Below are 26,011 nucleotides of genomic sequence, written 5' to 3'. Positions count from 1 at the left end.
TCCCGATCCATGAAGGGCATCCCTTACATGACGTTCTCCCTCGGCATCGTCGGCGCCGGCCAGTTCTCCGGCCAGTTCGCCACGCTGTTCCAGGCCCACCCCGGCGTCAGCGACGTCTACGTCACCGATCTGCTGCCCGAGCGGGCCGAACAGCTCGTGGCCGCCCAAGGGCTGGCCGGCACCTTCCCTTCGTACGAGGCGATGCTGGAGTCGCCCGCGGTCGACGCGGTCGCGATCTTCACCCAGCGCTGGACGCACGGGCCGCTGGTGCTCCAGGGCCTGGGCGCCGGCAAGCACGTGTACTCCGCGGTGCCCATGGCCATCACCGCCGACGAGATCGCGGCGATCATCGACGCGGTCAGGGCGACCGGGCTGACATACATGATGGGTGAGACGAGTCAGTACAACCCGGCGACCGTGCACGCCCGGAACCAGATAGCCGAAGGCGCGTTCGGGCGGCTCTTCTACGCCGAGGGCGACTACGTCCACGACATGGATCTGGGGTTCTACGAGGCCTACCAGTACAGCGGCGGCGAGGAGTGGAAGCGGACGGCGAGCTATCCGCCGCTGCTGTACCCGACGCACTCGGTGGGCGGGGTGCTGGGGGCATGGCAGACGCACGCGGTGAGTGTGTCCGCGATCGGGGTCGTGGACGAGCGCGGGGACGGGGTGTTCGACAAGGAGGTCAGCCAGTTCGGCAACGACTTCTCCAACGCGACCGCGCTGTTCGAGGTGGCCGGCGGCGGTTCGTTCCGTACGAACGAGTTCCGGCGGGTCGGCTACCCCTCGCAGATCCGGGAGTCGCGTTTCCGGTTCTTCGGCACGGACGCCAGCATGGAGCAGCTCGCCACGGTGGCGTTCTGGCAGGACAAGAAGGGGGTGAAGGACATCAGCGAGCTCCTTGAGCCGAAGCCCACCCTGTCCCCCGACGATCCCTCGCTCCAGCACATCGCGCCGGATCTGCGGGCCGCCTTCACCTCCGGGTCGGCGCCGGTGCACGACCGGGCGCGGCTGCCGCGGGAGTTCGACCACCTGCACAACGGCCACGAGGGCAGCCATCACTTCCTGGTGGACGACTTCGTGACCGCCGTCAACACCCGGACGCTGCCGTCGGTGAACGCCTGGGTGGCGGCTCGCTACACCCTGCCGGGCATCGTCGCGCACGAGTCCGCGCGGCAGGGTGGGGTACGGCTGGAGATCCCGGACTTCGGGGACGCGCCCGAGGCGTGACGTTTCGTCACGGTCGTCGAGCCGGGCTCCTGGCCGTCTGTCAGGTGCCCGGCTTGCGGCCGTACACGTAGACGTCGTCGCCCTTCTTCAGCAGCGACCAGTACTTCTTGGCGTCGGTCTTGGTCATGTTGGTGCAGCCGTGGGAGCCGGGCGGGTTCCACATGCTGACGCCGACGGAGTGGAAGGCCTGGCCGCCGTCGAAGAACTGGGCGTAGGGCATAGGCACGTGGTAGATCGACGAGACGTGGTCGATGTTCCGCCAGTAGATCTTCTTCAGGCCGGTGCGGGTCTCGTAGCCGTCGCGGCCGGTGCGGACCGGCACGGGCCCGTAGACGAGCTTGCCGCCGTCCTGGATCCAGCTCAGCTGGAGGGTGAGGTTCACACAGGCGATACGGCCCTTGTCGGTCGGGCACTTGCCGGCCTTGTTGGGGTTCTTGCCGACGGCCTTCTGCTTGTTCATCAGGTCCATCACACCCCAGGTGACGGAGCCCGCGTAGCCGATGTTCGGCGTGATGCCGTGCTTGGTCTGGAAGGCCCTGATCGCCTTGCAGTCGGCGTCGGACTGCTTGCCGTCGACCGGACGGCCGAGGAACTTCTCGACCTGCTTCTGGTACGGCCCCGCCGATGTCGAACAACCCGCCGCCTGCGCGGGCGCGGTGCCCAGCGCGAGCGCGAGCGGTGCCAGCAGTCCGGTGACCGCGAGCGCGACAGCGCCTCTTCTGCCTATGTCCCCCATGGCGAACCTTTCCCCTTCATGCGTTTCGCTGGATCCCTGCGTTTCGCTGGTCCTGCCTGCCTAGACAGCCGACCGGGGGCAACGGTTGTGGGACGGCCCACGTCGAGACGAAACAGTTACACAGCCCGGGAATTCGGATATAGAGTTCTCCCCATGAGCAACAGCGATTCCCCCTCTCGTGTGGCCCTCAAGAAAATAACCCCCGATGTGTCCGGAGCGATGGGCGCCCTGCACGGCGCCGCCGTTTCCGCGGCCCGGGACGCGAAGGTCGAGCCCGAGATCCTCGAACTGATCAGAATTCGCGCCTCACAGATCAACGGCTGCGCGTTCTGCCTGGACATGCACACCAAGGACGCCCGCGCCCAGGGCGAGACCGAGCAGCGGATCTACGCGCTCAGCGCCTGGCGCGAGACCCCCTTCTTCACCGAACGCGAGCGCGCCGCCCTGGCGTTGACCGAGGCCGTGACCCTGGTCGCCGACGGTCAGGTGCCCGACGACGTCTACGCCGAGGCGGCGGAGGTGTTCGACGAGGGGCAGGTCGCGGCGCTGATCTGGGCGGCCACCGTGATCAACGCGTACAACCGGATCGCCATCGCGACCCGGATGGTTCCGGGGGCTTATCAGCCCGCTCAGAAGTAACCCGAAACCCCCGAATCCTCGGCCGAATCCCTCGGCAACAGATTTCCAGAGAATTCAGAAACGACTTTCAGCGCCGGGCCGGATTTCCTTCGGCCCGGCGCTTCGGCGCGCCCGTATATCGTGGTGAATTCAGTGGTCCGGCAGCGGCTCCATGAGACCGTCCAGCCATGTCCGCCATTCCGGGGCATGGACGGCCGGGCCCGGGGTCATCGGGCGCCCGGTCCAGGCGGCGACGGGGCGGATGCCGTGGAGGGCGTTGACGAGCCACACCTCGCGGCCGTCCAGCTCGGCCAGGGAGCGTTCGCGGTGGGAGACCCGGACGCCGGTGCGGGCGGCCCGCTCCTGGACGAGGGCCATGGTGACACCCGCGAGGAGCGGCAGCCGGGGCGGCGGCAGACAGAGGGTGTCGTCCTCCCACCAGAAGAGACTGGAGTTGGCGGCCTCCAGCACCAGACCGGAGGGCGCGATGAGCACGGCCTCGTCGGCGTCGGCGCCGGCCGCCCGTCGGCGCACCCGGGCCAGGGCGTCCAGGTCCGGCCCCTTGCGGCGGGGCACGGTACGCGGGTCGGGCTGGCCGGCCGCCCACACCCGGACCTCGGCCGTCAGGGGCGGGGCGTGCCGCAGCAGGAGCCGCAACTCCAGTGATCCTGCAGCGAGTTCGACCCGGGGGAACCACTCCCCCGTACGCGGCAGGGCGCGGGTCATGTCGTGCCAGAAGTCGACGACCCGGCCCAGGGGCGGTGCGCCGCACTCGCCGCAGGACCGCAGGAACCGCTCGCGGTGCCGGTCGAAACCGCGCACCCGTCCCTCGCGCAGCAGCCATGAGTCCGCGACGAGGAGGCGTCCGCCCTGTGCCTGGCCGGGGACGAGGCCGTGTTCGGGTGACCAGGTCAGCAGACCTTCCGCGATGGCGGGTTGTGTCACTCGGTGCTCCTGTCGGTCTTTCGGTTCCATACGTGCGCGGCTCACTCCTCGCGGCCGTCCCGTACGTGCTGCCAGTTCAGTATTTGCGGCCGGTTGTTCAGTACTTGCGGCCCGCGACGGCCGGGGCGCCGTGCCGGGGGCCGTAGGGCGCGTGCTCCAGCCAGGCGCCGCAGCGGGGCATCACGGGGGCGAGGGCCGCCGCCGCCCGCTGTTTGACGCGGACGATACGGCGCCGGGGCCGCAGATGGTCCAGGGCCGTGCCGGCGGCGGCGCTGTTGAACAGGCCCGCCGAGCGCCGGACTTCGGCGAAGGAGGCGACCGCCTCGGGGGTGCCGGCGGCGATGGCGCGGGCCGCGGCGACGGCGTCCGCGATCCCGCTGTTCATGCCGCGCGCCCCGAACGGCGGGAAGAGATGGGCGGCCTCACCCGCCAGCAGCACCCGGCGGTGCGGGTCGGTGAAGGCGGCGGCGACCTTGCGCAGGAAGCGGTACGTCGACACCCACAGCACGCGTTCGCCGTAGCCGTCGCCGACGACCTCCGGAAGCCAGCGCCGTACGGCCTCCTGGGTGCCGAACTCCTCCGTCGCGTCGTCGTCGCGGCACTGGAGGTCGAGCTGGAATCCGCCGGTGAACGGGACCCGCATGACACTGCGGCCGCCGAGCGCCGGGTGCTCGTAGTGGAAGACCCGTTCCAGGGGCAGTTCGGCGCCGGGGATGTCGGCGATGTCCGCGACGACATGGAAGCCCTCGCCGTGGGTGCCCTCCATCGGGATGCCCAGTTCCCGCCGTACGGCCGAGCGGGCGCCGTCGGCGGCCACCGCGTGGGTGCCTGTCCAGGTGCGGCCGTCCTCGCCGGTGAGCGTCACCCCGTCCGGGTCGGTCCGTACGCCGGTGATCCGGGCGTCCCACACGAACTCCACGCCGGCGTCCCGGCAGGCGGTGAGCAGGAAGCGCTCGGTGTCGACCTGGCGGAGGCTGGTGAAGGGCGGGGTGCCGGTGGGCGGCGGGAAGGTGCGGGCGTACACCTCGCGGCCCCGGTAGAGGGTGCGCTTGGTGTGCCAGGTCTGACCGAACGCGGCGATCTCGACGGCGAGACCCCGATGTATTCCCTCCAGCAGTTCCAGGGTCTCGCGGTGGACGAACAGCGCGCGGCTGCCGGGGCGTTCGCGGCCCTCGGGGTCGGCTTCGAGCAGGGTGACGGGGAGGTCGTGGGCGCGCAGGGCGAGGGCGGCGGAGAGGCCCACGGGGCCGGCGCCCACGACGAGAACGGGGACGGGGGTGGTCATGCGCGGGTGCTTTCGGTGAGCATGCGGGTGATCTCGACGCGCTTGACCTTCCAGGTGGAGGTCATCGGCAGTTCCTCGAACCGCCACTGCCGGGGCTCCGCCATGGTCGGCAGGTCGGCCGTCGCCTCGCGCCAGCGGCCCGGGTCCAGGGGGCGTTCGCCGCGTACGCAGACCACGGGGACGGGTTCACGGTCGACGCCGGGGACGATGACGACCTCGCGCAGTTCCTCCAGCCGGGACATCAGGGTGTCCTCGACCTCCAGGTTGCTGTGCACGGAGTCGATCTGGTCGATCTCGCGGTCGATGAGGTAGAGGGCGCCCCAGCGGCTCTGGTAGCCCATGTCGCCCATCTGCCACCAGCCGGCGTCGAGTTGGCGCAGGTAGCGGTCCCGGGCGCCGAGGTAGGTGAGGATGCGGCCCCGGGTGCGGGCCTCGATCCGGCCGGCGGTGCCGGGGGCGACCTTCCGCCCGGCGTCGTCGGCGACCCGGACGCGGGTGAAGCCGGGGATGCCGATGCCGACCCGGCGGCCGTCGGCGCGGGCGGCGCTGCGGCGGGTGAACCACTGGAAGGCCACCGGGCCCGTCTCGCTCTGCCCGTACAGCTGGATGAGCCACGGCGAGCGCCGCTTGGACGCGTCCAGCAGCCGCTGCACGGTGCGCGGGTGGATGGCGTCGAAGGTGGAGCCGTACGAGCGGACGCGGGACAGCGGTGCGCCGGGCGCGTCGGCCAACTCCTCCCACAGGACGAAGGTGTTGGGGTGGGTCTCGACGATGCCGGGGCGGTGGCGGGCCAGCAGCGGGCCCACGTTCGAGGGTTCCGGGTCGATGATCAGGACCAGCGGGCTGCCGAAGTGCAGCAGGACACCGAGGAGATGGTAGAAGCGCGAGTGCACGAACGACATGTGCAGGGCGGCGGTCTCACCGCGCGTGGGCCAGCCCATGGCCTTCTGCGGGACGAGCCGGTTCCACATGGTGTTCGGGCAGTGCACGGCCAGCTTGGGCAGGCCGGTGGTGCCGGAGCTGTGGGTGATCAGGGAGGGATCACGGGGGTGGAGGCGGACCGCTGCCGGGGTCGGGGCGCCCGCGTACTTCTGGAGCGGTTCCGCGCCGGGGGCGTCGTCGACGGAGAGCGTGGTCCGTACGAGGCCGGTGAGTTCGACGTCGCTCAGGGCGCCTTCGAGCTTGGCGCGGTCGGTGATCAGCCAGGGCCTGTGCAGGCGTTCGAGGAGCTGTCCGACCACCGGGCCCGCGAGGCCGGGCGACAGCAGTACGGGGACGGCGCCGATACGGGAGAGCGCGCAGGTCAGCAGCACGATGTCGACGTTGTCCGTCTTGTGGACGACGACTTCCTCGGAGGGGCGTACGCCCGCTTCCCAGAGGCGGCCGGAGAGTTCGTCGACGAGGTCGGCGAGGGCTGTGTAGGAGAGGTCGGTCCCGATCTCGGGGTTGACGTCCAGGGGCCGGTCCAGGGTGACGAAGACGTGGCCGTGGCGGTCGGCGGCCTCTCTGAACATCGAGCCCAGGTAGAAGCCACGGCCGGCGAGCGGGTTGACGGGCTGCCGGTCGGCCTGGAGCTGGTCGCGCATGGGACCGGACCTTTCTGCGGGGATGAGGGTGTCGGCCACGGTTCACCACGCCCCTTGGCGGACGAGATGCCGGCGGAGCTTGCCGGTCGCGGTGCGGGGCAGCGTGGGGACGAAGCTGACGCTGCGGGGGACCTTGAAGGCGGCGAGCCTGCCGCGGGCCATACAGATCAGCTCGGCCTCCAGGCCCACCCCGATGGGCGGGACGGGGACGACGAAGGCCCGTAGCCTGCTGGCGCCGCGCTCGTCGGTGACGGCCGCGACGGCGACGTCCCGGACCCCGGGGTGGGTGCGCAGCAGGGCCTCCACCTCCAGCGGGGAGACGGTGATGCCGCCGACCATCTCCATGTCGTCGGCCCGGCCCAGATGCCGGTAGCTGCCGTCGGGTTCGCGGACGGCCCGGTCCCGGGTGTTGAGCCAGCCGCCGACGAGGGCGCGCTCGGTCTCCTCGGGCCGGTTGAGATAGCCGGGTGTCACCGTCGGGCCGCGCACCCAGAGTTCACCGGTCTCGCCGTCCGCGACCTGTGCGCCGGCGCGGTCGCGGAGTTCGACCTCGAAGCCGGGGACCGGGCGGCCGACCGTGCCGGGGTGGTTGTGGTCGAAGCTGTTGGCGCAGAACGCGTGTCCGGCCTCGGTGGAGCCGATCTGTTCGAGGACGGGGGCGCCGAGCAGTTCGGTGACCTGCTTGCCGAGTCCGGCGGGCATGCCCTCGCCGGCCGACACCGCCGCGCGCACCGAGGCGAAGCAGTCCTCGTGGCCGTTGGCCCGGTCCGCCACCAGGGCGGCGTACGCCGACGGCACCGAGTAGAGGAGGGTCACGCGGTGGCGGGCGACGAGTTCGTCGACCGCCGCGGGGGTGGGACGGCGGTCGGAGAGGACGGCGGAGGAGCCGGAGAACAGCGGGAAGACGAGGGCGTTGCCGAAGCCGTAGGCGAAGTACAGCCGGGAGACGGACAGGGTGACGTCGTCCGCGGTGATGCGGAGCAGTCGGCGGCCGATGAGGTCGTGGTACGTCTTGGGGTCGCCGTGGACGTGGACGACACCCTTGGGGTGGCCTGTGGTACCGGAGGTGTACTGGATGTAGAGGGGGGTGTGGGCGTCGACGGGATGAGCGTGCGGCATGGGGTTCGCTGTCGTGCTCAGGGCCATCAGTTGGTCGGAGCCGAGGCGTGGCGCTGCGACGGCGGTCTTCACAGTGCGGGCCGTATGTGGCTGGTCGCGCAGTTCCCCGCGCCCCTTACGGGGCGAGGGGATCAAGCCGTCCAGCCCCGGTCCCGTCACCCACAGAACAGCCTCGGTGTCCTGTGCCATGAACTGGAGTTCCGGCGGGGTGAGTTCGGGGTTGACCAACACCGCTACCGCGCCCAGGCGGGCCAGGGCCAGGAAGGTGGTGACCCAGGTGACGGAGTCGGGGAGGGCGAGCAGGACGCGGTCGCCGGGGCGGACTCCGTGGTCGGTGAGGACGGTGGCGGCGCGGGCCGCGAGGTCGTGGATCTCGCCGTGGGAGTAGGCCCGGTGGCCCTGGTGGAAGGCGGGGCGGTCGGTCCAGCCGCGGCGTTCGGCGAGGGCGGCGAGATGGGCCGCGACGTTGCCGGGGGCGCCGGCGTCGGCCGGGAGCCGGGTGGGCCGGCCCGTGGTCGTGATCGTCATCGCGTCGGCTCCTCGGTGACGGCCGGGGCGGAGGCGTGCTCCCGGTGGGCCCGCATGAGTGCCGCCGTCTTCAGCAGCATCTCGTCGTACTCGGCGGCCGGATCGGAGTCGAGGACGATCGCGCCGCCCGCGCCCAGATGCATACGGCCGCCCTGGAACACGGCGGTACGGATGACGATGTTGAGGTCCGCGCCGCCGCTGCACCCGAGATAGCCGAGGGCTCCCGAGTACACGCCTCTCGCCTCGGTCTCCAGCGAGTCGATGATCTCCATGGTGCGCAGCTTGGGCGCCCCGGTCATCGAGCCGCCGGGGAAGCAGGCCCGGACGCAGTCGACCGCGTCGGTGCCCTCGCGCAGTCTGCCCTCGACGGTGGAGACCAGCTGGTGCACGGTGGCGTACGTCTCGGTGGCCATGAGGCGGGTGACCTTCACCGTGCCGGTCCGGGAGACCCGGCCGAGGTCGTTGCGGAGCAGGTCGACGATCATCAGGTTCTCGGCGCGGGTCTTGGCGTCGGCGGCGAGTTCGTCCCGTAGCCGGTCGTCCTCCTCCGGAGTCGCGCCCCGGGGCGCGGTGCCCTTGATGGGCTTGGCCTCGGCGACGCCGTCCCGGGTGATCCGCAGGAAGCGCTCGGGGGACGAGCCCGCGATGTCGAGGTCACCGAACCTGAGGAAGGCGGCGTACGGGGCCGGGTTGATGCGGCGCAGCACCCGGTAGAAGTCGTACGGGTCGTACGGTGCCGGTAACCGGACCGCGTTGGTGAGACATACCTCGTAGCTCGTGCCCGCGTTCAGCTCCGCCTTGCAGGACTCGATGTCGGCGAGGTAGGTGGCGCGGTCGCGGACGAGCCAGGGCTCGGCGGCGCGCGGGTAGGGCGGGGTGCCCGGCCGTAGCGGGACCGTGGCGTCCGAGGAGACGAAGGTCAGCTGGGCCAGCGCGGTGTCGAGCCAGTCGCCGGCCTCGCGGGACGCCGCCGGGGTGTCCTCGGACAGACAGACGGCGTAGGTGAAGCCCTCCTCGTGGTCCACGGCGATCAGCCGGTCCGCGAACAGCCAGGAGGCGTCCGGGGTTTCGGCCTTGTGGCGGTTCGCGGAGCCCGTGTCGGCCTTGAGTTCGTAGCCGAAGTAGCCGACGTAGCCGCCGGTGAAGTCGAAGGGCAGGCCCGTCGCGTCGACCTTGCGGCTGGCCAGCTGCCGCTTCAGATAGTCGAAGACGCTCGCCTGGACGCGGCGGGTGGGCCGTCCCTCCCGCTCGATCTCGCACAGGCCGCTGTCGACGTCGTAGCGGACGATCTCGGCGAGCGGACCGCTGCCGTCACCGAAGAACGAGAACCGTGACAGGCCGGGCTCGACGCGGGAGCTGTCCAGCCAGAACGCGTGGGGGGCGTCGGCGTACATGCGGGTGAAGGCGGCCTCGGCGTCGATCGCGCCGGCGATACGGCGGGTGTGCAGCCGGTACGCGGGCCCGGGGGCTCGCCGGGGGCGGGGGATCGCGGCGGTGAGCGGGGCCGCCGCGGTCTGGCGCGTACCGGCGACGGGGGCGACCGCGGTGTTCTTGCTGCGCGGGCTGCCGGCGCGTTCCGCCGTGAGGTTACGGAAGTTGACCAGCAGACGGTGGCCGTGGTCGGTGAGGATCGACTCGGGGTGGAACTGCACGCCCCACAGCGGCCGTTCACGGTGGCGCAGGCCCATGAGGACGCCGTCCTCGGACCAGGCGGTGGCCTCCAGGGTCGGCGGCAGCGGCTCGCGCACGGACAACGAGTGGTAGCGGACGACCGTGAAGTTCTGCGGCAGGCCGTGGAACAGGTCACGCCCGTCGTGCCGGACCGTGGAAAGGTGCCCGTGGCGGGGCCACGGCGCGGGCTCGACATCGGCCCGCTCCCCCACCGCGATGCCCTGATGGCCCAGGCAGACGCCCAGTACGGGGATCCTGGCCTCGGCGATCACCTGGGCGGCGATGCCGAAGTCACGGGTTTCCGAGGGGTGGCCGGGGCCCGGCGACACCACCACATTGTCGAATTCCCGCAGCTCCGGAATGCCGTCGGCCGGGGCGTCGTTGAGCACGACCACCGGTTCCTCGCCGTTGACCTCGGCGATCAGCTGGAACAGGTTGTACGTGTACGAATCATAATTGTCGATGAGCAGAGTTTTCACCCGCCCACCCCCCTCTGATCGTTCTCGGACCTACGCGGTCCGTCGTTTGTGCCGGCCGCGCAGCGCCTGCAGCGGCGGGTACAGCCATTTCTTCAGGAAACGCTGGAGTCTCGGCATGAGAATCCAGGTGACGATGGCTGTCACGGACAGACACAGCAGAAGTGTACGGAAAAGCGGATTCAGGTCGTTGAGATAGGGAAGTATCGCCAGGTTGAATAAGAGCACGGGCGGGAAGACCGCGCTCATGTTCACCAACCACAGTTTCCATTTCGGGGGTGGCCCCGGGGGAGCGGCCGGTGCCGGGGCCCGGGTGGTCTGGGAGTCGAACCAGGCCCTGGACCCCACGATGCTCCGGCGGCCGGTCTCCTGGGCCAGTCCATCGACACGGGCCGACCACTGGGCCCAGACCACCGAGTTCTCCCAGGTCCGGACCGAATCCTCGCTGTCGAAGCGGTAGACCACATGCCACTCCGCCTCTCCGTCGACGAGTACGCCACCCCCCAGAAAGCCCGGTTGCTGCGCACTCGTACGCAGCGCGGCCCACCCCCACGAGTGGAAGTCGGCCTCGCGCCCCGGCACCACGTGGTACGCGACGGTGACGGTAACGGGATTCCTGCTCACGCCGTCGAATACGCGAAGCACACAGACCCCGTTCAAATCTTCAACGAACTTTTTCAAGCTGTCCGGATCGTGCGTTTATGACGGTCTTTCAGCTGCCTTGACGCCTTTCGTCGAGTATTACGGTCGGGTAACTTCCGGCAATTCCCGGAAGCGGTTGCCGGGGCGAGCGGAACAGGCGCACCATCGCCAAGAGGAGCGGGGGGAATTGCACGAAAGTGAAGGAGAGTCATGTCCAGGTACGACTGGGATATGAACCACGAGGGAATCGACCGGGCGCGCGCCGCGATCGAACCCGTACGGAAAGAAGTCACCACGCATCCGATCTATCAGCGCATCGAAAGCCGCTCCGATATGGCGGTGTTCATGGAGCACCATGTCTTCGCGGTGTGGGACTTCATGTCCCTCCTCAAGTCCCTTCAGCGGGACCTGACATGTGTGGACGTTCCCTGGGTGCCGCGCGGGTCCGAGGTCAGCCGGCGGCTCATCAACGACATCGTGCTGGTCGAGGAGAGCGACGAACTGAACGGCGGATTCACCAGTCACTTCGAGCTGTACCGGTCGGGCATGGGCGAGGCCGGGGCGGACACCTCCCGCCTCGACACGTTCCTCGGGCTCATCGGTGAGGGCCACGAGGTGCCGGCGGCGCTGCGGGTCGCCCAAGTGCCCGGTCCCGCCGCCGAGTTCGTCCGGACGACCTTCGAGATCATCGGGGAGCGGCCGCTGCACTGCCGGGCCGCCGCGTTCGCGTTCTCCCGGGAGGATCTGATCCCGGACATGTTCGACCAGGTCATCAAGAAGGAGGGGACGGAGCGGTTCCCGTTGTTCTGCGACTATCTCGCGCGGCACATCGAGGTGGACGGGGAGGAGCACACGCCGATGGCGATGGCGATGGTGGCGGATCTGTGCGGTGGGGTGGAGGGGCGGTGGGAGGAGGCCGTGGAGACGGCCGTGCTGGCGTTGGAGGCGCGTTCTCGTTTCTGGGACGGGATTGTGGCTGCGATGGGGTGAGTTCACAGCGCCATCGGGGTGGGGGACGGTGGTGTGCTGACGGTCGTCCGTGGCCGGTCGCGCCCACGCGGCGGCAGACGCATGTCAAGCACAGCCCCGCGCCCCTGTCGGGGCGCTGCGGGGGGACTGGGTTCTATGCCTCTGTCTCCTCCCGCCAGGCTCGTGCCGCCCTGTCGAACGATGTGTTGACGGCCAGCAGGCCGCCGTCCACGCGCAGGGTCGTGCCGGTGATCCAGGACGCGTCCCGGGAAGCCAGGAAAGCCACGGCCGCCGCGATGTCGGTCGGTTCGCCCACGCGGCCCAGGGGGTAGATCTCGGCGAGGTCGTCGAGGTGGGACTCGCGGCCCGCCCAGCCGGGGGTGCGGATCGTGCCGGGGGCCACCAGGTTGACGCGGACGCCCCGGGGCGCGGCATCGCCGGCGAGGGTGCGGGTGAGGGAGACGAGGCCGGCCTTGCCGGCGCTGTAGGCGTGGTTGCCGAAGTCCTGGAGGCCGTTGACGGAGCCGATGTTGACGATGGCGCCGCGTCCCGATGCCACCAGGTGCGGCAGGGCGGCGCGGGAGCAGCGGAACGCGCTGGTCAGGGTGAGGTCGAGGTCGCGGGCCCAGGTCTCGTCCAGGGTGTCCTCGAAGAGCGGCACGTCCGGGGTGCAGCCGAAGGCGTTGTTGACCAGGACGTCGAGGGAGCCGAGGGCCGTCACCGCGTGCGCGACCGCCGCCTCGACGGACTCCCGGTCCCCGACGTCGCACCGGTACGCCTCGGCGGCCAGCCCGTCGCCCCGCAGCTCCGTCACGGTCCGCTCGGCGGCCGGCAGGTCCACGTCGGTGACGAGCACCCGGGCCCCCTCCTCGGCCAGCCGCCGGGCCGTCGCCGCACCGATCCCACGCGCCGCGCCCGTGATGAGAACCCCGTACCCGTCGAAGCGTCCCGTCGCATCCATACGGCAGAACGTACTGCGGGGCCGATCACCGGGACAGATGCGACGCGATCTCTACGGCTACGGCTACGACGCCCGCGTCCCCGTCGAGTGGCTCATGAGGACGGTTCAGCGGTAGCCGGTCGTGTCCGCCGGCTTGCCCGTGTCCTGGACCTCGACGACATAGCGCCAGGCGTCCGGCCGACTGCCGTCGAGGTCGGTGAAGCCGTACGTCCGGGCGAGGGAGCCGCTGGAGAGGGACTCGCCGTTGAAGCGGGCCACGTCGGGGTCGGCGGCGAGGGCGGCGACGGCCCGGCCGACGTAGCGGGGTGTCTCGGAGATGGCGAAGTGGGGGACGCGGTCGAGGGCGTCGCGCCAGTTCTCCTCGGTGACACCGTACCCGTCGAGCATCATCTCCGAGCGGAGCCAGCCAGGGGTGAGGGCGACGGCGGTGGCGCCGCGCGGGCCCAGTTCATGGCCGAGGGCGAACGCCATGCGCAGGACGGAGGACTTGGCGAGGTCGTAGAAGAAGGTGGCCCGGTAGTTGGCCGCGTTGTACTCGGCCGTGCCGTCCGTCATCTCCACGACCAGGCCGCCGGGGTGGCGCAGCAGCAGGGGCAGAGCGAGGTGGTTGGTGATGGCGTGGGTCTCGACGGCGAGGCGCAGCAGCCGCAGGCCGTTGTCGAGGTCGTGCTCCCAGACCGGGCTCTCCCACTCGAAGAGCTTCTCGCCGCCCCAGATGTCGTTGACGAGGACGTCGAGCCGGCCCTGTTCTTCCGCGATCCGGTCCACGAGGGTCTTGACCTGGGCCGGTTCGAGGTGGTCGGTGGGTACGGCGATGCCGTGGCCGCCCGCTTCGGTGACCAGGTCGGCGGTGTCCTCCAGGGTCTCCGGGCGGTCGTACTCCGAGCGTCGCTCGCGGGTGGAGCGGCCGGTGACGTAGACCGTCGCGCCGGCCGCGCCCAGTTCCACGGCGATGCCGCGTCCTGCTCCGCGGGTTGCTCCGGCGACGAGTGCGACCTTGTTCTTGAGCGGCTTGTTGTTGGGCGGTGTCGACATGTCCGGCCTCCTGGGTGTACGGGTCACCTTGGCGGGCGTCGGGATGTGTTCCGGCGTCCTTGAGATGAGGGTGTCTTGGAAGCCGGACATCTTCTGTCGGGTTTTCGGCGGGGCGCCGAATAGCTCGGTCGTTTGGGTGAATGGGCGGCCGCGGGTTCGTTCGGGCTGCTCGCGCGGTTCCCCGCGCCCCTTGAGGGCGCGGGGTGCTGGGCTCTGCTGATCAGTGGCCGCGGTTGATCCAGTCCTCCAGGTGCGGGGCCTCCGCTCCGATGGTCGTGCTGTCGCCGTGGCCGGTGCGGACGGAGGTGTCGGGTGGGAGGGTCAGGAGGCGGTCGCGGATGGAGTCGATGATCGTCGGGAAGTGGGAGTACGAGCGGCCGGTGGCGCCGGGGCCGCCGGCGAACAGGGTGTCGCCGGTGAAGACCGTGCCGAGGCCCGGGTCGTACAGACAGACCGCGCCCGGTGCGTGGCCGGGGGTGTGCAGGACGGTCAGATCGGCGCCGGCGGCCTCGATGACCTGGCCGTCGGCCAGCCAGTGGTCGGGCAGCCGGTCGGGGTGGGTCTGCTTCCACAGCGGCAGGTCGTCCGGGTGGAGCCAGATCGGCGCGCCCGTGCGCTCGGCGAGCGCCGGGGCGGCGTCGATGTGGTCGTTGTGGGCGTGGGTGCACACGATGGCCCGCAGGGTGCGGTCGCCCACGGCCTCGGCGATGGCGTCGGCGTCGTGGGCGGCGTCGATGACGACGACCTCGTGGTCGTCGCCGACGAGCCACACGTTGTTGTCGACGTCCCAGGTGCCGCCGTCGAGGCTGAACTGCCCGGAGGTGACGAGGTGTTCGATGCGGGCGGCCATCAGAGCGTCACCACCGAGCGCAGGACGTCGCCGCCGTGCATCCGCTCGAAGGCCTTCTCCACGTCGTCCAGGGCGATGGTCTCCGTGACGAACGCCTCCAGGTCCAGCCGGCCCTGGAGATAGAGGTTGATCAGCATGGGGAAGTCGCGGTCGGGCAGGCAGTCGCCGTACCAGGAGGACTTCAGGGCGCCGCCGCGGCCGAAGACGTCGAGGAGGGGGAGTTCGAGCTTCATCTCCGGGGTGGGAACGCCGACGAGGACCACCGTGCCGGCCAGGTCACGGGCGTAGAAGGCCTGCTTGTACGTCTCCGGGCGACCCACCGCCTCGATGACTACGTCGGCGCCGAAGCCGCCGGTCAGCTCACGGATCGCCTCGACGGGGTCGGTGTCCTTGGAGTTGACCGTGTGGGTGGCGCCGATGCCCTTGGCGGTGGTCAGTTTCCGGTCGTCGATGTCGACCGCGATGATCTTCTCGGCGCCGGCCAGCCGGGACCCGGCGATGGCCGCGTCCCCGACGCCGCCGCAGCCGATGACGGCGACCGTGTCGCCCCGGCCCACGTTGCCCGTGTTGATCGCGGCACCGATGCCGGCCATCACCCCGCAGCCCAGCAGTCCGGCGACCGCCGGGGCGGCGGCCGGGTCGACCTTGGTGCACTGCCCGGCGGCGACGAGCGTCTTGTCCGCGAAGGCGCCGATACCGAGCGCCGGGGACAGCTCCTGGCCGGTCGAGGCGACGGTCATCTTCTGGGTGGCGTTGTGGGTGTTGAAGCAGTACCAGGGGCGCCCACGCCGACAGGCGCGGCAATTGCCGCACACCGCACGCCAGTTGAGGATCACGAAGTCGCCGGGGGCCACGTCGGTGACGCCCGCGCCGACCGACTCCACCACACCGGCGGCCTCATGGCCGAGCAGGAAGGGGAAGTCGTCGTTGATGCCGCCCTGCTTGTAGTGCAGATCGGTGTGGCACACCCCGCACGCCTGCACCTTCACCACGGCCTCCCCCGGCCCCGGGTCGGGTACGACGATCGTCTCGATCCGCACCGGCTCGTTCTTGCCCGGTGCGATCACGCCGCGTACTTCCTGCGCCATGGTGAACCCTTCCGTCGATCCGAGATCGGGCGGTCTCCCGCCCATGGTCACCCTACGGAGTGACCAGCGAGTAGGGCCTCCTGGGCGGGCGGAGCCGTGGCCGAAAAGGTCGCCCACACCCCCTGTACGCGGGCCGTTCCCGCCCGCCGACCCGAAGCTCATGGATACCCCCCTGGGTATCTCTGCTACGGTGACCCATATACCCCCGGGGGTAATTTCGAACGGCCGAGGAGAAACGACCGAGGAGAGGAGTGCCGCCATGTACTTCGTCGACACCATCGAGGTGCCGGGGCTGGGCAACCGCAGCTATCTGGCGGGCGGTCCGCGCGGTGCCGTGGCGGTCGATCCGCCGCGCGACATCGACCGGGTGATCGCGGCCGCGGCCCGGCGGGGCGTGCGGATCGCGTACGTCGTCGAGACGCACGTCCACAACGACTACGTCACCGGCGGGCTGGAGCTGGCCCGGCTGACCGGCGCCGCCTATCTGGTGCCCGCCGGGGCGCGAGTCGCCTACGAGCGGGTGCCGGTGCGCGACGGCGACACGGTGGAGATCGACGCGGGTCTGACGCTGCGGGCGGTCGCCACGCCCGGGCACACCCCGCACCACACCGCGTACGTGCTGGAGGAGGCCGGCGGGGCGGTGGCCGTGTTCACCGGCGGCTCCCTGCTGATCGGTACGGTCGGGCGCCCGGATCTCGTCGAGCCCCGACTGACCGGTGAGCTGGCCCGCGCCCAGTACGCGTCGGCGCACCGGCTGGCCGAGGAGCTGCCGGACGAGACGGCCGTCCTGCCCACGCACGGCTTCGGCAGCTTCTGTTCCGCCGGGCCGCCGGCGGGCGACACGACGACCGTCGCGCGGGAGCGGGCCGGCAACGAGGCCCTGGTCAAGGACGCGGACACGTTCGTCGCCGACCTGCTGGCCGGCCTCGACGACGTACCGGCGTACTACGCGCACATGGGCCCCGCCAACGCGCGGGGGCCCGCGCCGGTGGATCTGACGCCGCCCAACCCGGCCGGCGCCGAGGAGATCGCCGCGCGGCTGGCGGCGGGCGAGTGGGTGGTGGATCTGCGCCACCGGGTCGCGTTCGCCGAGGGGCATGTCGCCGGGGCGGTGAACTTCGAGGCGGAGGGGCAGCTCGCCACGTATCTGGCCTGGCTGCTGCCGTGGGGCAGGCCGGTGACCCTGCTCGCCGACTCGCCGGACCAACTCGCCCATGCCCAGCGGGAGTTGGTGCGCGTCGGCATCGACCGTCCGGCCGCCGCGGCCACCGGCTCACCCGCCGACTGGCTGCGCGAGGGCGAGCGTCCGCGCTCCTTCCCGCGCGGCATGTTCACCGACCTGGCCCGGGCCACGGCTCAGGACGACGGCCGGATCGTGATCCTCGACGTCCGCCGCACCTCCGAACGCGCGGCCACCGGCCACATCGACGGGTCGGTGCACATCCCGCTGCACCACCTGCGCGACCGGCTCACCGAAATACCCGACGGCACGGTCTGGATCCACTGCGCCGGAGGCATGCGCGCCGCCATCGCCGCGTCCCTGCTGGACGCGGCAGGCCGCCAGGTGGTGGCCGTGGACGACGGCTTCGGGGCGGCGGCGACCGCCGGCCTGCCCATGACGAGGACGGCACCGGTTGCCGGGCCGCGCGCGACCGGAGCCGGCCCGGTGGGAGCACCCTCGACCGGCACCGCCCCGGCGGCACCCGCGTCCGCTGCCACCCCGGCACCGGATGCCCCCCTCGCTGCCGCCGCTTCGACCGGTGTCCCCGTCGGATGAGCGCTCTCGTTCTCGCCCTGTTCGCCGGGGGCGTGATCGGGGTCTCGTTGGGGGCGCTGGGTGGGGGTGGGAGTGTGCTCGCGGTGCCCGCGTTGGTCTATCTGCTGGGGTTCAGCCCGGACTCGGCGGCCACCGCGAGTCTGGTGATCGTCGCAGTCACCTCGGCGACCGCGCTGGCCGCACACCTCCGGGCGGGCACGGTCCGGCTGCGCGGCGGAGCCCTGTTCGCGGCGGCGGGACTGGTGCCCGCGGCGCTGGGCGGGGCACTGTCGGCGGGACTGCCGCCCACCCTGCTGACCGGGGCGTTCGCCCTGGTCGCGAGTGTGGCCGCGTACCGGATGCTGCGCCCCTCGGGCACCCGGCGGGAGGCGTCGACCGTACGGCCGGGCCGGGTCGCCCTGTCCGGCGCGGGACTCGGCGGGGTCACCGGCCTCCTCGGGGTGGGCGGCGGCTTCCTCGCCGTGCCCGCCCTGGTGAACGTGGTGGGCCTGCGCATGCGCGACGCCGTCGGCACGAGCCTGCTCGTCATCACCGTGAACTCGTTCGCCGCGCTTGCGGCCCGGACCGGCGCCGCCGAGGGACTCGACTGGACGGTCGTCGCCCCCTTCGCCGGGGCCGCCATCCCTCGGCGCCTGGGACGGGCGACGGCTGGCCGACAAGGTCTCCGGGGACACCCTCCGGCGGGTCTTCGCCTGGGTACTGCTGGCCGTCGCCGCGTTCATGCTGATCGACGCGATCACGTCACTCAGCTGAGGCAGGGCCTGGCCCACCCCGCGAGCCCGGGGCCAGCCTCACCCCCTCCCCGCACACCCCTCACGCCAGCGACAGGAACAGCTTCTCCAGTCGCGCCCGCATCTGCTCGTTCGTCTCCCCGTTCCGCCCGTCCTTCTCGGCGTCGGTGAGGCACTGCTGCAGTCCGGTGGCGATGATGGCGAAGCCCGCCCGGTCCAGGGCTCGGGAAGCCGCGGCGAGCTGGGTGACGACGTCCTCGCAGTCGCGCCCCTCCTCGATCATCTTGACCACCCCGGAGATCTGCCCCTGGGCCCTCCGCAGCCGGTTCAGCACCGACTTGAGCTCATCGCCTTCGAACCGCAGCTCCACGACCACTCCACTCCTCTACATACCCTTGGGGGTATTTTACCGCCCCCCGCAGGAAAGGATCGCAAGCCACCATGTCCGCTCCCCTCGCTCCCCCTTCCCTCAGCGTCGACCAGGCCCGCGCACGGCTGGCCGAGCTGACCGTCGTCGATGTCCGCACCCCCGGCGAGTACGCCTCGGGACATGTTCCCGGCGCTTTGAACGTCCCGCTCGACCGGCTGGAGCGCGCACTGCCCGTCCTCAAGGAGTCCGCCGCCGAACTGGTGGTGGTCTGCAGGTCGGGCAACCGGTCCGCGCGGGCCTGCGCGCTGCTCGCCGAGCACGGCGTCACGGCGGCCGACCTCACCGGCGGTACGAACGCCTGGGCGGCCGGCGGTCATGAGCTGCACCGGCCGTCCGGCGGCGCGCGGGTCGGCTGGGCCATGGAGCGTCAGGTCCGGTTCACCGCCGGCGCCCTCGTGCTCGTCGGGCTGGGCCTCGGCCTGCTGCACCCGGCCTGGCAGGTGCTGTCGGCCGGGATCGCGGGCGGCCTCGTGTTCTCGGCGCTCACCGACACCTGCGGCATGGCGGCGATCCTGAGCAGACTGCCGCACAACCGCCCACGCGCGACGGACCTCGACGCCACACTCGCCGCGCTGGGGGCGCGGTAGCCGACCGGCAGGGGCGCGGGCCACCACGGCTCGCGCCTCCCACCGCTCCCGTCAGCGCACGAAGTCCCGTACGGCCTGGGCGATCCCGTGCTTGTCCAGGCCGTCCGCGTCTCCCAGGGCCAGCAGGCGGTGCGGTACGTGGACGAGCGTCTCGGCGACGTGACCGGCCGAGGCGCCGGGCAGACAGGGCTCGACGAGAACGACGTCGGCGTGGTCGGCGGCGAGGACGGCCGTGCGCAGGCCGATCTCGTCGAAGGGGCGGAGGGTGGCGGTCTCCGCGCGGGCGAAGCCGGTCGAGGCGGAGGCGGCCGAACCGGAGTTCTGGGTACGGGAGTTGCGTGATCCCGTGCGCTTCTCGGACGCGGTCGACCTGTTGCGCCGGGAGGGCGTGGAGACGTACCTCGAACTGGGTCCGGGCGAGGTGCTGGCGCGGATGCTCGACGCGTATCCGCCGCCCGCCGACGGCGGCACGGACCGCACCCCGGCCGTGCTCGCCGTCGCCCGGGACCGGGGGGTGCTGCTGGGCGGTTGAAACCCGCTCCCGGTGGCGTGCGCCCCCGACGTAGGCTGAGGCTCCGCGCCCGGTCCCCACTCCCCGACCGACCTGCCGAGGAGCCTCGTGAGCACCCCTGAGACCACGGCCGAGCGGCAGCCGCCCACCTGGCGGCTGCTGCTCGGTTATGTAAGGCCCCATCGTTGGACGCTGCTGCTGGGCGCACTGCTGTCCCTCGTCACCGGCGCCACCGGGCTCGCCCTGCCGCTGGTGGCCCGGGAGCTGATCGACGACCTCTCGCACGACCGGACGATCACCTGGGCGCTGGTCCTGATGTCCGTGCTGGTCGTCACCAACGCGGCCGTGGGCGCGGTGGGTTCGTACGTGCTGCAGCGCACGGCCGAGTCGGTGGTGCTCGGCGCGCGGCGCGCCCTGTCCTCGTATCTGCTGCGGCTGCGGATCACGGCGGTGGACCGCAGTGAGCCGGGCGATCTGATGGCGCGGATCACCTCCGACACCACCCTGCTGCGCGAGGTCACCACCGACACCCTGGTGGGTCTCGGCACCGGCGGACTGACGCTGGTGGCGACGGTGGCGCTGATGGGTCTGGTGGACCCGGTGCTGCTGGCGGTGACGCTGGGCGTGATCGTGGGCGCGGGCCTGGTGTTCGGGGTGATCGTGCCGCGTATCAACAAGGCCAGCCGGGCGGCGCAGGACGCGGTCGGCGCGATGGGCGCCTCCCTGGAGCGGATCCTCGGCGCGCTGCGCACGGTGAAGGCGTCCGGTGCCGAGCATCGCGAGGAGGAGACGATCCACGCGGCGGCCGAGGAGTCCTGGCGGCAGAGCGTCCGGGCCGCCAAGTGGTCGGCGGCGGCGGGCAACACGGCCGGGCTCGCCATGCAGATCGCCTTCATCACCGTGCTGGCGGTGGGCGGCGCCCGGGTCGCGACCGGCGCGATCGACGTGGGCACGCTGGTGGCGTTCCTGCTGTACGTCTTCTATCTGATGTCGCCGATACAGCAGGTCGTGGGCGCGATCACCCAGTACCAGACCGGTGCCGCCGCGCTCTCCCGCATCCAGGAGGCGATGCGGCTGCCCGCCGAACCGGCCTCGCGGCCCGCACCACTGCCGTCCCCGGACACGGCACCCGCGGCGCTCGCCTTCGACGAGGTCCGCTTCCGGTACGCCGACGATCTGCCGTACGTCCACCACGGCGTGACCTTCGAGGTCCCGGCCCGGGGCATGACGGCGTTCGTGGGACCGTCGGGCGCGGGCAAGACGACGGTGTTCTCGCTCATCGAGCGGTTCTACGACCCGGAGGCGGGCCTCATCACGGTCGACGGCCGTGATGTCGCCGAGTGGGAGCTGTCCCGGCTGCGGTCCGCGATCGGCTATGTCGAGCAGGACGCGCCCGTGCTGTCCGGGACCCTGCGCGACAACCTGCTCCTCGGCAACCCGAGCGCCGACGAGGGCGACCTCGGGCGGGTGCTGAAGACGACCCGCCTGGACGGTCTGATCGCCAAGCTCCCCCAGGGCCTGGAGACCCTGGTCGGCCACCGGGGCACCAAGCTCTCCGGCGGTGAGCGCCAGCGCGTCGCCATCGCGCGGGCCCTGCTGCGCCGACCGCGTCTGCTGCTGCTCGACGAGGCGACGAGCCAACTGGACGCGGTGAACGAGGCGGCGCTGCGTGACACGGTCGCCGATGTGGCCCGTACGACGACGGTGCTGGTCGTGGCCCACCGGCTGTCGACGGTGACGATGGCCGACCGCATCGTGGTCATGGACGCGGGCCGCGTTCGCGCGGTCGGCACCCACCGGGAACTCGTGGCCGCCGACCCGCTGTACGCGGAGTTGGCGGCCACCCAGTTCCTCGCGACGGCCGGATAGCCGGGACCTCGTTGAGTCCCCGGAGGCGTCAGAAGGGGAAGTGCGCCTGCTGGCCGGCGATGGTCACCCAGCGGGTGTTGGAGAACGCCTCGATGCCCCAGCGACCGCCGAAGCGCCCGTAGCCGGAGGCCTTCACACCGCCGAAGGGGGCCATCGGCTCGTCGGCCACGGACTGGTCGTTGATGTGCACGATGCCCGTGCGGATCCGGCGGGCGACGGCGAGTCCGTGGGTGGCGTTCTCGGTGATGATGCCGCAACTCAGGCCGTTGTCGGTGTCGTTGGCGACGGCCACGGCCGTCTCGTCGGCGGTGAAGGTCTCCAGGACGCAGAGCGGACCGAAGGACTCCTGGTAGTACAGGTCGGCGTCCTTGGGCACGTCGGTGAGCACGGTCGCCGGGTGCACCGCGCCCTCCGGCTGCCCGCCGCCGGTGAGCACCGTGGCGCCCTTGGCGACGGCGTCCTTCACCAGCGCCGCGATCCGCTGGGCGGCGTCGGCGCTGACCAGCGGGCCGACCACCGTGTGCGGGTGGTTCGGGTCGCCTGCCTGGAGGGTGCCGACCTTGGCGGTGAACTTCTGCGCGAACTCCTCGGCCAGCGACTCGTGGACGAGGATCCGGTCGCCGGACATGCAGATCTGCCCGGCGTTCATGAACACACTGAAGGTGACGGCGTCGACCGCGTAGTCCACGTCGGCGTCGTCGAGCACGATGACGGCGTTCTTGCCGCCCAACTCCAGTACGGCGGGCTTGAGATGACGGGCCGCGTGCTCGCCGATGATGCGGCCGACGCCGGTGGAGCCGGTGAAGTTCACCGCGCGCACCCGCTCGTCGGAGATCAGCGCCTCGGCGATCTCCGCCGCGTCCTCGGGGGCGTTGGTGACCACGTTGAGCACGCCGTCGGGCAGTCCGGCCTCCCGGAACACGTCCGCGACCAGCAGTCCGCAGGCGATCGGCGCGTCCTCACTGGGCTTGACGACGACGGTGTTGCCGGCGGCCAGCGGTGCCGCCACGGCCCGTACACCGAGGATGACCGGCGCGTTCCACGGCGCGAACGCGGCCACCACGCCCAGGGGTTCACGCACCGCGAGGCCGAGCGCGCCCTCCTTCTGGCTGCTGAGGACCTCGCCGCGCGGCGCGGTGATCGCGGCCGCCGCCTCGCGCAGGATGTTCGCCGCGAGCGCCACGTTGAAGTACGCCCACGGCCGGGTGCCGCCCGCCTCGCGGGCCATGATGTCGGCGACCTGGTCGCCACGGCCCTCCAGCAGTTCGGCGGCCTTGAAGAAGATCGCCCGCCGGGCGAAGGGGGTGAGCGCGGCCCACTCCTCGAACGCGGCGTCGGCGGCGTCCACGGCCCGCCGGACGTCCTCCGGACCGGCCGCCGCGACCGTCGCGTACACCTCCCCCGTGTACGGGTCGAGGTCCTCGGCGGTGCGGCCGGACGTGGCGGGCACGTCCTTGCCGCCGATCAGAAGGTCACGGGTGATGGCCATGATGCGGCTTCCTCGGGGTACGTATCGACGACAGTACGCGATCGAGCATGATCGCTCTTGAGCGTTCTTAGTGCGAAATTCAATTACGTTACTGTTCCGTGATGCTCTGCCCGGCCTCCGGGAATGTCAAGAGCCCCACCGCGGTGTCCGCGCGGCGGGGCTCCCGGCCTTGTCCGACCGTTTTCGCTACTCGATGGCGCCCAGCAGACCGAGGGCGGGCGCGGCCATGTCGGTGACCTGGTGCAGCTCGTTCAGCCGGTTCAGCTCGTGGACCTGGTTGAGGCTCTTGAGCTGCTGCGAGGGGCGCGGCAGGGCCGCCTTGTGCTCCTCCGGGAGGTCGCTGACGGCGAGCGAGTCCAGCGTGGTCATCGGGTTGAGCTGGGTCGCGTCCGCCGTGGCGTCCGCGTTCGCCATCGGTGCGGCCAGGCCCGTGACACCGATGGCGAGACCCACGGCGGCGACGATGCGTCGAGTTGAGATCATGCCCTCAGCAACGGTCCCCGGCCCCGGACGGTCACGGCCGCTCACCCGGGAGGCGCACGGCTCCCGCTGCGCTTGCCGGGCCCCGCGCGGCGGAGGAGCCTCGTAGGAAAAGGCCTTTCACGGCCCGCTCCCCTTGCCGGGCCACGGCCTTCGAAGGAGGTCACCCATGGGCACCTCGACGAGCCCCGCCTTCGATGTCGAAGCGCTGCGCCGGGGCACGGAGGAAGCGAACGCGGCGACACTGACGTCGCTCTACGCCGACGACGCCGAGCTGCGCGTCGTCGACCGCAACACCCAGCCCAGCCACCCCAAGGTCATGCACGGCCGGGACCAGATCGCCGCCATGTACGACGACGTCTGCAGCCGGGACATGACCCACAAGGTCGAGCAGTGCGTCGTCCAGGGCGACCAGGTCGCCTTCACCGAGTCCTGCCTGTACCCCGACGGGGTACGGGTCCTGGCCAGCTCGATGATCTCGCTGCGCGACGGCAAGATCATCGACCACACCATGATCCAGGCCTGGGACGAGTAGCCGGTCCGCCGGCGAACAGGCGGAGCCGCCAGGGCCCAAGAGGCACCTCGACACGGCACCCGGGCCGGTCACGGCGGCGGGACGACGGCTGTCGGCCGCGCTGGTCCGGGCGGCGCTGCGAACGAGGGGCGCCGTCACGGAGTTGTCGCCGACCGGGGGTATGCCCGGCCCTCAGTGACGGGGGGCCGCGCAGGCGGTTTCGGACAGGGGCTCTTTCGGGTCATCACGGTCCGGTCCCCCTGCCTCCGCGCGTCCGGCGCCGCCATACTGACGGGCGTGCGCGTAGCGATCATGACGGCGGGTTCCCGGGGTGACGTGGCCCCGTACACCGGACTGGGACACGGACTGGTGCGGGCCGGGCACGAGGTCACGCTGGTGACGCATGCCCGGTTCGAACCGCTGGTGGCGGACTCGGGGGTCGCGTTCCACTCCATGGCCGTGGATCCGCGGGAGGAACTGGAGTCGGAGCGCGGGCAGGGACTGCACCGTAGTTCCACCGGGGCCGGGAAGCTGTACCGGGCGGTGGAGATGGCCCGGAGCCTGGTGGGGCGGATGGCCGGCGATCTGGTGGCCGCCGCGCGTGCCAGTGATGCCCTGCTCCTGGCCGGCACCCTGGCGCCCATCGGCCACACCATCGGCCAGGGACTGTCGATCCCGAGCCTGGGGGTGAACCTCCAACCCCTGGCGCCCACACGGGAGTTCGCGCCGCCGATGACCGGGGTCCGCTCCTGGGGGCCGGTCGGCAACCGGGCGGCCGGGCACGCGGTGAACGCGGCCGTCGAGTGGATCTTCACCGAGGAGGTGCGCAGGCTGCGTGCCGAGTACGGGCTTCCACGCACCGGCCGGGTGGCCGCGCGCCGCACCCGGGAGAGGCTGGCCTGGCCGGTGTTCCACGGCTTCAGCCCCCGGGTGGTCCCCCGCCCCGGTGACTGGCGGGCCGGGCTGGACATCACCGGCTACTGGTGGCCGTACGACCGCGAGGACCGGCTGCCCGGCCCGCTGCTGGACTTCCTCGACGCCGGGCCGCCCCCGGTCTTCGTGGGCCTGGGCAGCGCGACGGTGCCCGATCCCGGGCGGATGAGCGGCGAGGTCGTACGGGCCCTGCGGGCGGCCGGGCTGCGCGGGGTGATCCAGCGGGGCTGGGGTGAACTGCGCGGCGAGGGCGAGGACATGTTCACCGTGGGCGAGGTGCCGCACTCCCTGCTCTTCCCGAGGATGGCCGCCGTCGTCCACCACGCGGGCGCGGGCACCACGGCGGCCGGTCTGCGCGCCGGCGTCCCGGCCGTGCCGATCCCCGTCCAGTTCGACGAGGGCTTCTGGGCCGCCCGCCTCGCCGCCCTCGGGGTATCCCCCGGCGCCGTACCACTGCGCGGCTTCACACCCACCGCACTGGAGACCGCCCTCCGACAGGCGACCGGCGACCCGTCATACGGCCATCGCGCCCGAGCCCTGGCCGAGCACCTGCGCACCGAGGACGGGGTACAGCCGGTCCTGACCGCGGTGAACCGACTGGCGGACCGATAACGCGGGGCGGAGCCAGCAGCCGGCGAAGTCGACAGCCGGAGCCTGCCCGCCGCTGAACCGGCCCTCGGCAGCACCAGCCCCGACGCGGTGCAGCCGCTCCCAGCCGCGGTGAACCGGCTGGCGGGCCGACAACGCGACGGAAGTCCGCAACCAACGGCCTGCTCGCCGGTGAACCGGCCCTCGGCACTTCGACGCGAGCACATCGCCCGCCCCGATGCGATACCACTCCTCGGCCCGCCGACGCCCCCACCCCGACCCATCGCGGCGCACCCGGGCCGCCCCCCTCCGACAGCACCGCCCCCGCGCCGGGCCGCCTCGCACACCGACGACCGCGCGGCG

23 protein-coding genes and 1 pseudogene are annotated in these 26,011 nt (G+C 71.7%); 9 read left to right on the top strand and 15 right to left on the bottom strand.

The genetic code is table 11. The annotated features are described in order from the left end of the window. Window positions 1–27 precede the first annotated feature (27 nt). On the top strand, window positions 28–1,230 hold the full coding sequence (locus tag ABT147_RS15825; RefSeq protein WP_351406365.1) for a Gfo/Idh/MocA family protein: 1,203 nt from the start codon (window positions 28–30) through the stop codon (window positions 1,228–1,230). Window positions 1,231–1,270: 40 nt separating this feature from the next. Here ABT147_RS15825 and ABT147_RS15820 read toward each other — a convergent pair whose 3' ends face one another. Then, a complete protein-coding gene (locus tag ABT147_RS15820) occupies window positions 1,271–1,966 on the bottom strand; it encodes a L,D-transpeptidase family protein (RefSeq protein WP_351406111.1) in 696 nt (231 codons plus the stop codon). 153 nt (window positions 1,967–2,119) lie between these two features. Here ABT147_RS15820 and ABT147_RS15815 point away from each other — a divergent pair, with 153 nt between their 5' ends. Beyond that, entirely contained in the window at window positions 2,120–2,605 is a 486-nt protein-coding gene (locus tag ABT147_RS15815) for a carboxymuconolactone decarboxylase family protein (RefSeq protein ID WP_351406109.1), read from the top strand. Between the two features lie 129 nt (window positions 2,606–2,734). On the opposite strand, the gene ABT147_RS15810 is transcribed toward ABT147_RS15815, so the two are convergent. The 6 genes from ABT147_RS15810 to ABT147_RS15785 form a co-directional block, all read right to left on the bottom strand. Further along, on the bottom strand, window positions 2,735–3,529 hold the full coding sequence (locus ABT147_RS15810) for an aminotransferase class IV (protein WP_351406107.1): 795 nt from the start codon (window positions 3,527–3,529) through the stop codon (window positions 2,735–2,737). A 97-nt stretch (window positions 3,530–3,626) separates the two neighbouring features. Further along, entirely contained in the window at window positions 3,627–4,814 is a 1,188-nt protein-coding gene (locus ABT147_RS15805; protein WP_351406105.1) for an FAD-dependent monooxygenase, read from the bottom strand. Beyond that, the gene (locus ABT147_RS15800; protein ID WP_351406103.1) at window positions 4,811–6,400 is read right to left on the bottom strand and encodes a class I adenylate-forming enzyme family protein; all 1,590 of its coding nucleotides are present in this window, start codon (window positions 6,398–6,400) and stop codon (window positions 4,811–4,813) included. Before ABT147_RS15800 ends, ABT147_RS15805 begins: the two co-directional genes overlap by 4 nt. 42 nt (window positions 6,401–6,442) lie before the next feature. Next, entirely contained in the window at window positions 6,443–8,047 is a 1,605-nt protein-coding gene (locus ABT147_RS15795) for a benzoate-CoA ligase family protein (RefSeq protein ID WP_351406101.1), read from the bottom strand. After that, window positions 8,044–10,197, bottom strand: coding sequence for an aminodeoxychorismate synthase component I (gene pabB / locus ABT147_RS15790; RefSeq protein WP_351406099.1), 2,154 nt, complete (start codon window positions 10,195–10,197; stop codon window positions 8,044–8,046). Before pabB ends, ABT147_RS15795 begins: the two co-directional genes overlap by 4 nt. Window positions 10,198–10,227: 30 nt before the next feature. Continuing rightward, window positions 10,228–10,875, bottom strand: a complete 648-nt coding sequence (locus ABT147_RS15785; RefSeq protein WP_502983094.1) for an antibiotic biosynthesis monooxygenase — start codon at window positions 10,873–10,875, stop codon at window positions 10,228–10,230. A 171-nt stretch (window positions 10,876–11,046) separates the two neighbouring features. Here ABT147_RS15785 and ABT147_RS15780 point away from each other — a divergent pair, with 171 nt between their 5' ends. Further along, window positions 11,047–11,826: a DUF3050 domain-containing protein gene (locus ABT147_RS15780; RefSeq protein ID WP_351406097.1), complete on the top strand. Its 780-nt coding sequence runs from the start codon at window positions 11,047–11,049 to the stop codon at window positions 11,824–11,826. A gap of 133 nt (window positions 11,827–11,959) precedes the next feature. Here the strand turns inward: ABT147_RS15780 and ABT147_RS15775 are convergent, their stop codons facing one another. From ABT147_RS15775 to ABT147_RS15760, 4 genes are all read right to left on the bottom strand, one after another. After that, on the bottom strand, window positions 11,960–12,766 hold the full coding sequence (locus ABT147_RS15775; protein ID WP_351406095.1) for an SDR family NAD(P)-dependent oxidoreductase: 807 nt from the start codon (window positions 12,764–12,766) through the stop codon (window positions 11,960–11,962). A 105-nt stretch (window positions 12,767–12,871) separates the two neighbouring features. Continuing rightward, complete coding sequence (locus tag ABT147_RS15770; protein ID WP_351406093.1) at window positions 12,872–13,801, bottom strand: SDR family oxidoreductase; 930 nt, start codon at window positions 13,799–13,801, stop codon at window positions 12,872–12,874. A gap of 220 nt (window positions 13,802–14,021) precedes the next feature. After that, entirely contained in the window at window positions 14,022–14,651 is a 630-nt protein-coding gene (locus ABT147_RS15765; protein WP_351406091.1) for an MBL fold metallo-hydrolase, read from the bottom strand. Then, complete coding sequence (locus ABT147_RS15760) at window positions 14,651–15,739, bottom strand: S-(hydroxymethyl)mycothiol dehydrogenase (RefSeq protein ID WP_351406089.1); 1,089 nt, start codon at window positions 15,737–15,739, stop codon at window positions 14,651–14,653. Before ABT147_RS15760 ends, ABT147_RS15765 begins: the two co-directional genes overlap by 1 nt. Window positions 15,740–15,998: 259 nt before the next feature. On the opposite strand from ABT147_RS15760, the gene ABT147_RS15755 reads away from it, so the two are divergent. Then, a complete protein-coding gene (locus ABT147_RS15755; protein WP_351406087.1) occupies window positions 15,999–17,516 on the top strand; it encodes a rhodanese-like domain-containing protein in 1,518 nt (505 codons plus the stop codon). Further along, window positions 17,513–18,269 (top strand): annotated as a pseudogene (locus ABT147_RS15750) (sulfite exporter TauE/SafE family protein). The gene ABT147_RS15755 and the pseudogene ABT147_RS15750 overlap by 4 nt, the downstream one beginning before the upstream one ends. 60 nt (window positions 18,270–18,329) lie before the next feature. Here ABT147_RS15750 and ABT147_RS15745 read toward each other — a convergent pair. Further along, on the bottom strand, window positions 18,330–18,617 hold the full coding sequence (locus tag ABT147_RS15745; RefSeq protein ID WP_351406085.1) for a metal-sensitive transcriptional regulator: 288 nt from the start codon (window positions 18,615–18,617) through the stop codon (window positions 18,330–18,332). A 71-nt stretch (window positions 18,618–18,688) separates the two neighbouring features. Between ABT147_RS15745 and ABT147_RS15740 the strand changes: the two genes are divergently transcribed. Then, the gene (locus ABT147_RS15740; protein WP_351406083.1) at window positions 18,689–19,264 is read left to right on the top strand and encodes a rhodanese-like domain-containing protein; all 576 of its coding nucleotides are present in this window, start codon (window positions 18,689–18,691) and stop codon (window positions 19,262–19,264) included. 51 nt (window positions 19,265–19,315) lie between these two features. Here ABT147_RS15740 and ABT147_RS15735 read toward each other — a convergent pair whose 3' ends face one another. Then, complete coding sequence (locus ABT147_RS15735) at window positions 19,316–19,735, bottom strand: hypothetical protein (RefSeq protein WP_351406081.1); 420 nt, start codon at window positions 19,733–19,735, stop codon at window positions 19,316–19,318. A 148-nt stretch (window positions 19,736–19,883) separates the two neighbouring features. On the opposite strand from ABT147_RS15735, the gene ABT147_RS15730 reads away from it, so the two are divergent. After that, window positions 19,884–21,644 carry an ABC transporter ATP-binding protein gene (locus ABT147_RS15730; RefSeq protein WP_351406079.1) on the top strand — a complete coding sequence of 587 codons (1,761 nt, stop codon included), beginning with the start codon at window positions 19,884–19,886 and terminating at the stop codon, window positions 21,642–21,644. Window positions 21,645–21,672: 28 nt separating this feature from the next. Here ABT147_RS15730 and ABT147_RS15725 read toward each other — a convergent pair whose 3' ends face one another. Then, window positions 21,673–23,133, bottom strand: coding sequence for an aldehyde dehydrogenase family protein (locus ABT147_RS15725; RefSeq protein WP_351406077.1), 1,461 nt, complete (start codon window positions 23,131–23,133; stop codon window positions 21,673–21,675). 186 nt (window positions 23,134–23,319) lie between these two features. Beyond that, on the bottom strand, window positions 23,320–23,616 hold the full coding sequence (locus ABT147_RS15720; protein ID WP_351406075.1) for a hypothetical protein: 297 nt from the start codon (window positions 23,614–23,616) through the stop codon (window positions 23,320–23,322). A 166-nt stretch (window positions 23,617–23,782) separates the two neighbouring features. Between ABT147_RS15720 and ABT147_RS15715 the strand changes: the two genes are divergently transcribed. Continuing rightward, entirely contained in the window at window positions 23,783–24,148 is a 366-nt protein-coding gene (locus ABT147_RS15715; RefSeq protein WP_351406073.1) for a nuclear transport factor 2 family protein, read from the top strand. Between the two features lie 291 nt (window positions 24,149–24,439). Then, a complete protein-coding gene (locus tag ABT147_RS15710) occupies window positions 24,440–25,672 on the top strand; it encodes a glycosyltransferase (protein WP_351406360.1) in 1,233 nt (410 codons plus the stop codon). Window positions 25,673–26,011 lie beyond the last annotated feature (339 nt).

It is taken from the genome of Streptomyces sp. NPDC001868, assembly GCF_040297125.1.
Classification (GTDB): Bacteria; Actinomycetota; Actinomycetes; order Streptomycetales; family Streptomycetaceae; genus Streptomyces.
Note: the sequence above shows the minus strand (reverse complement) of the source record. Positions and strands in the feature narration are given on the sequence as shown.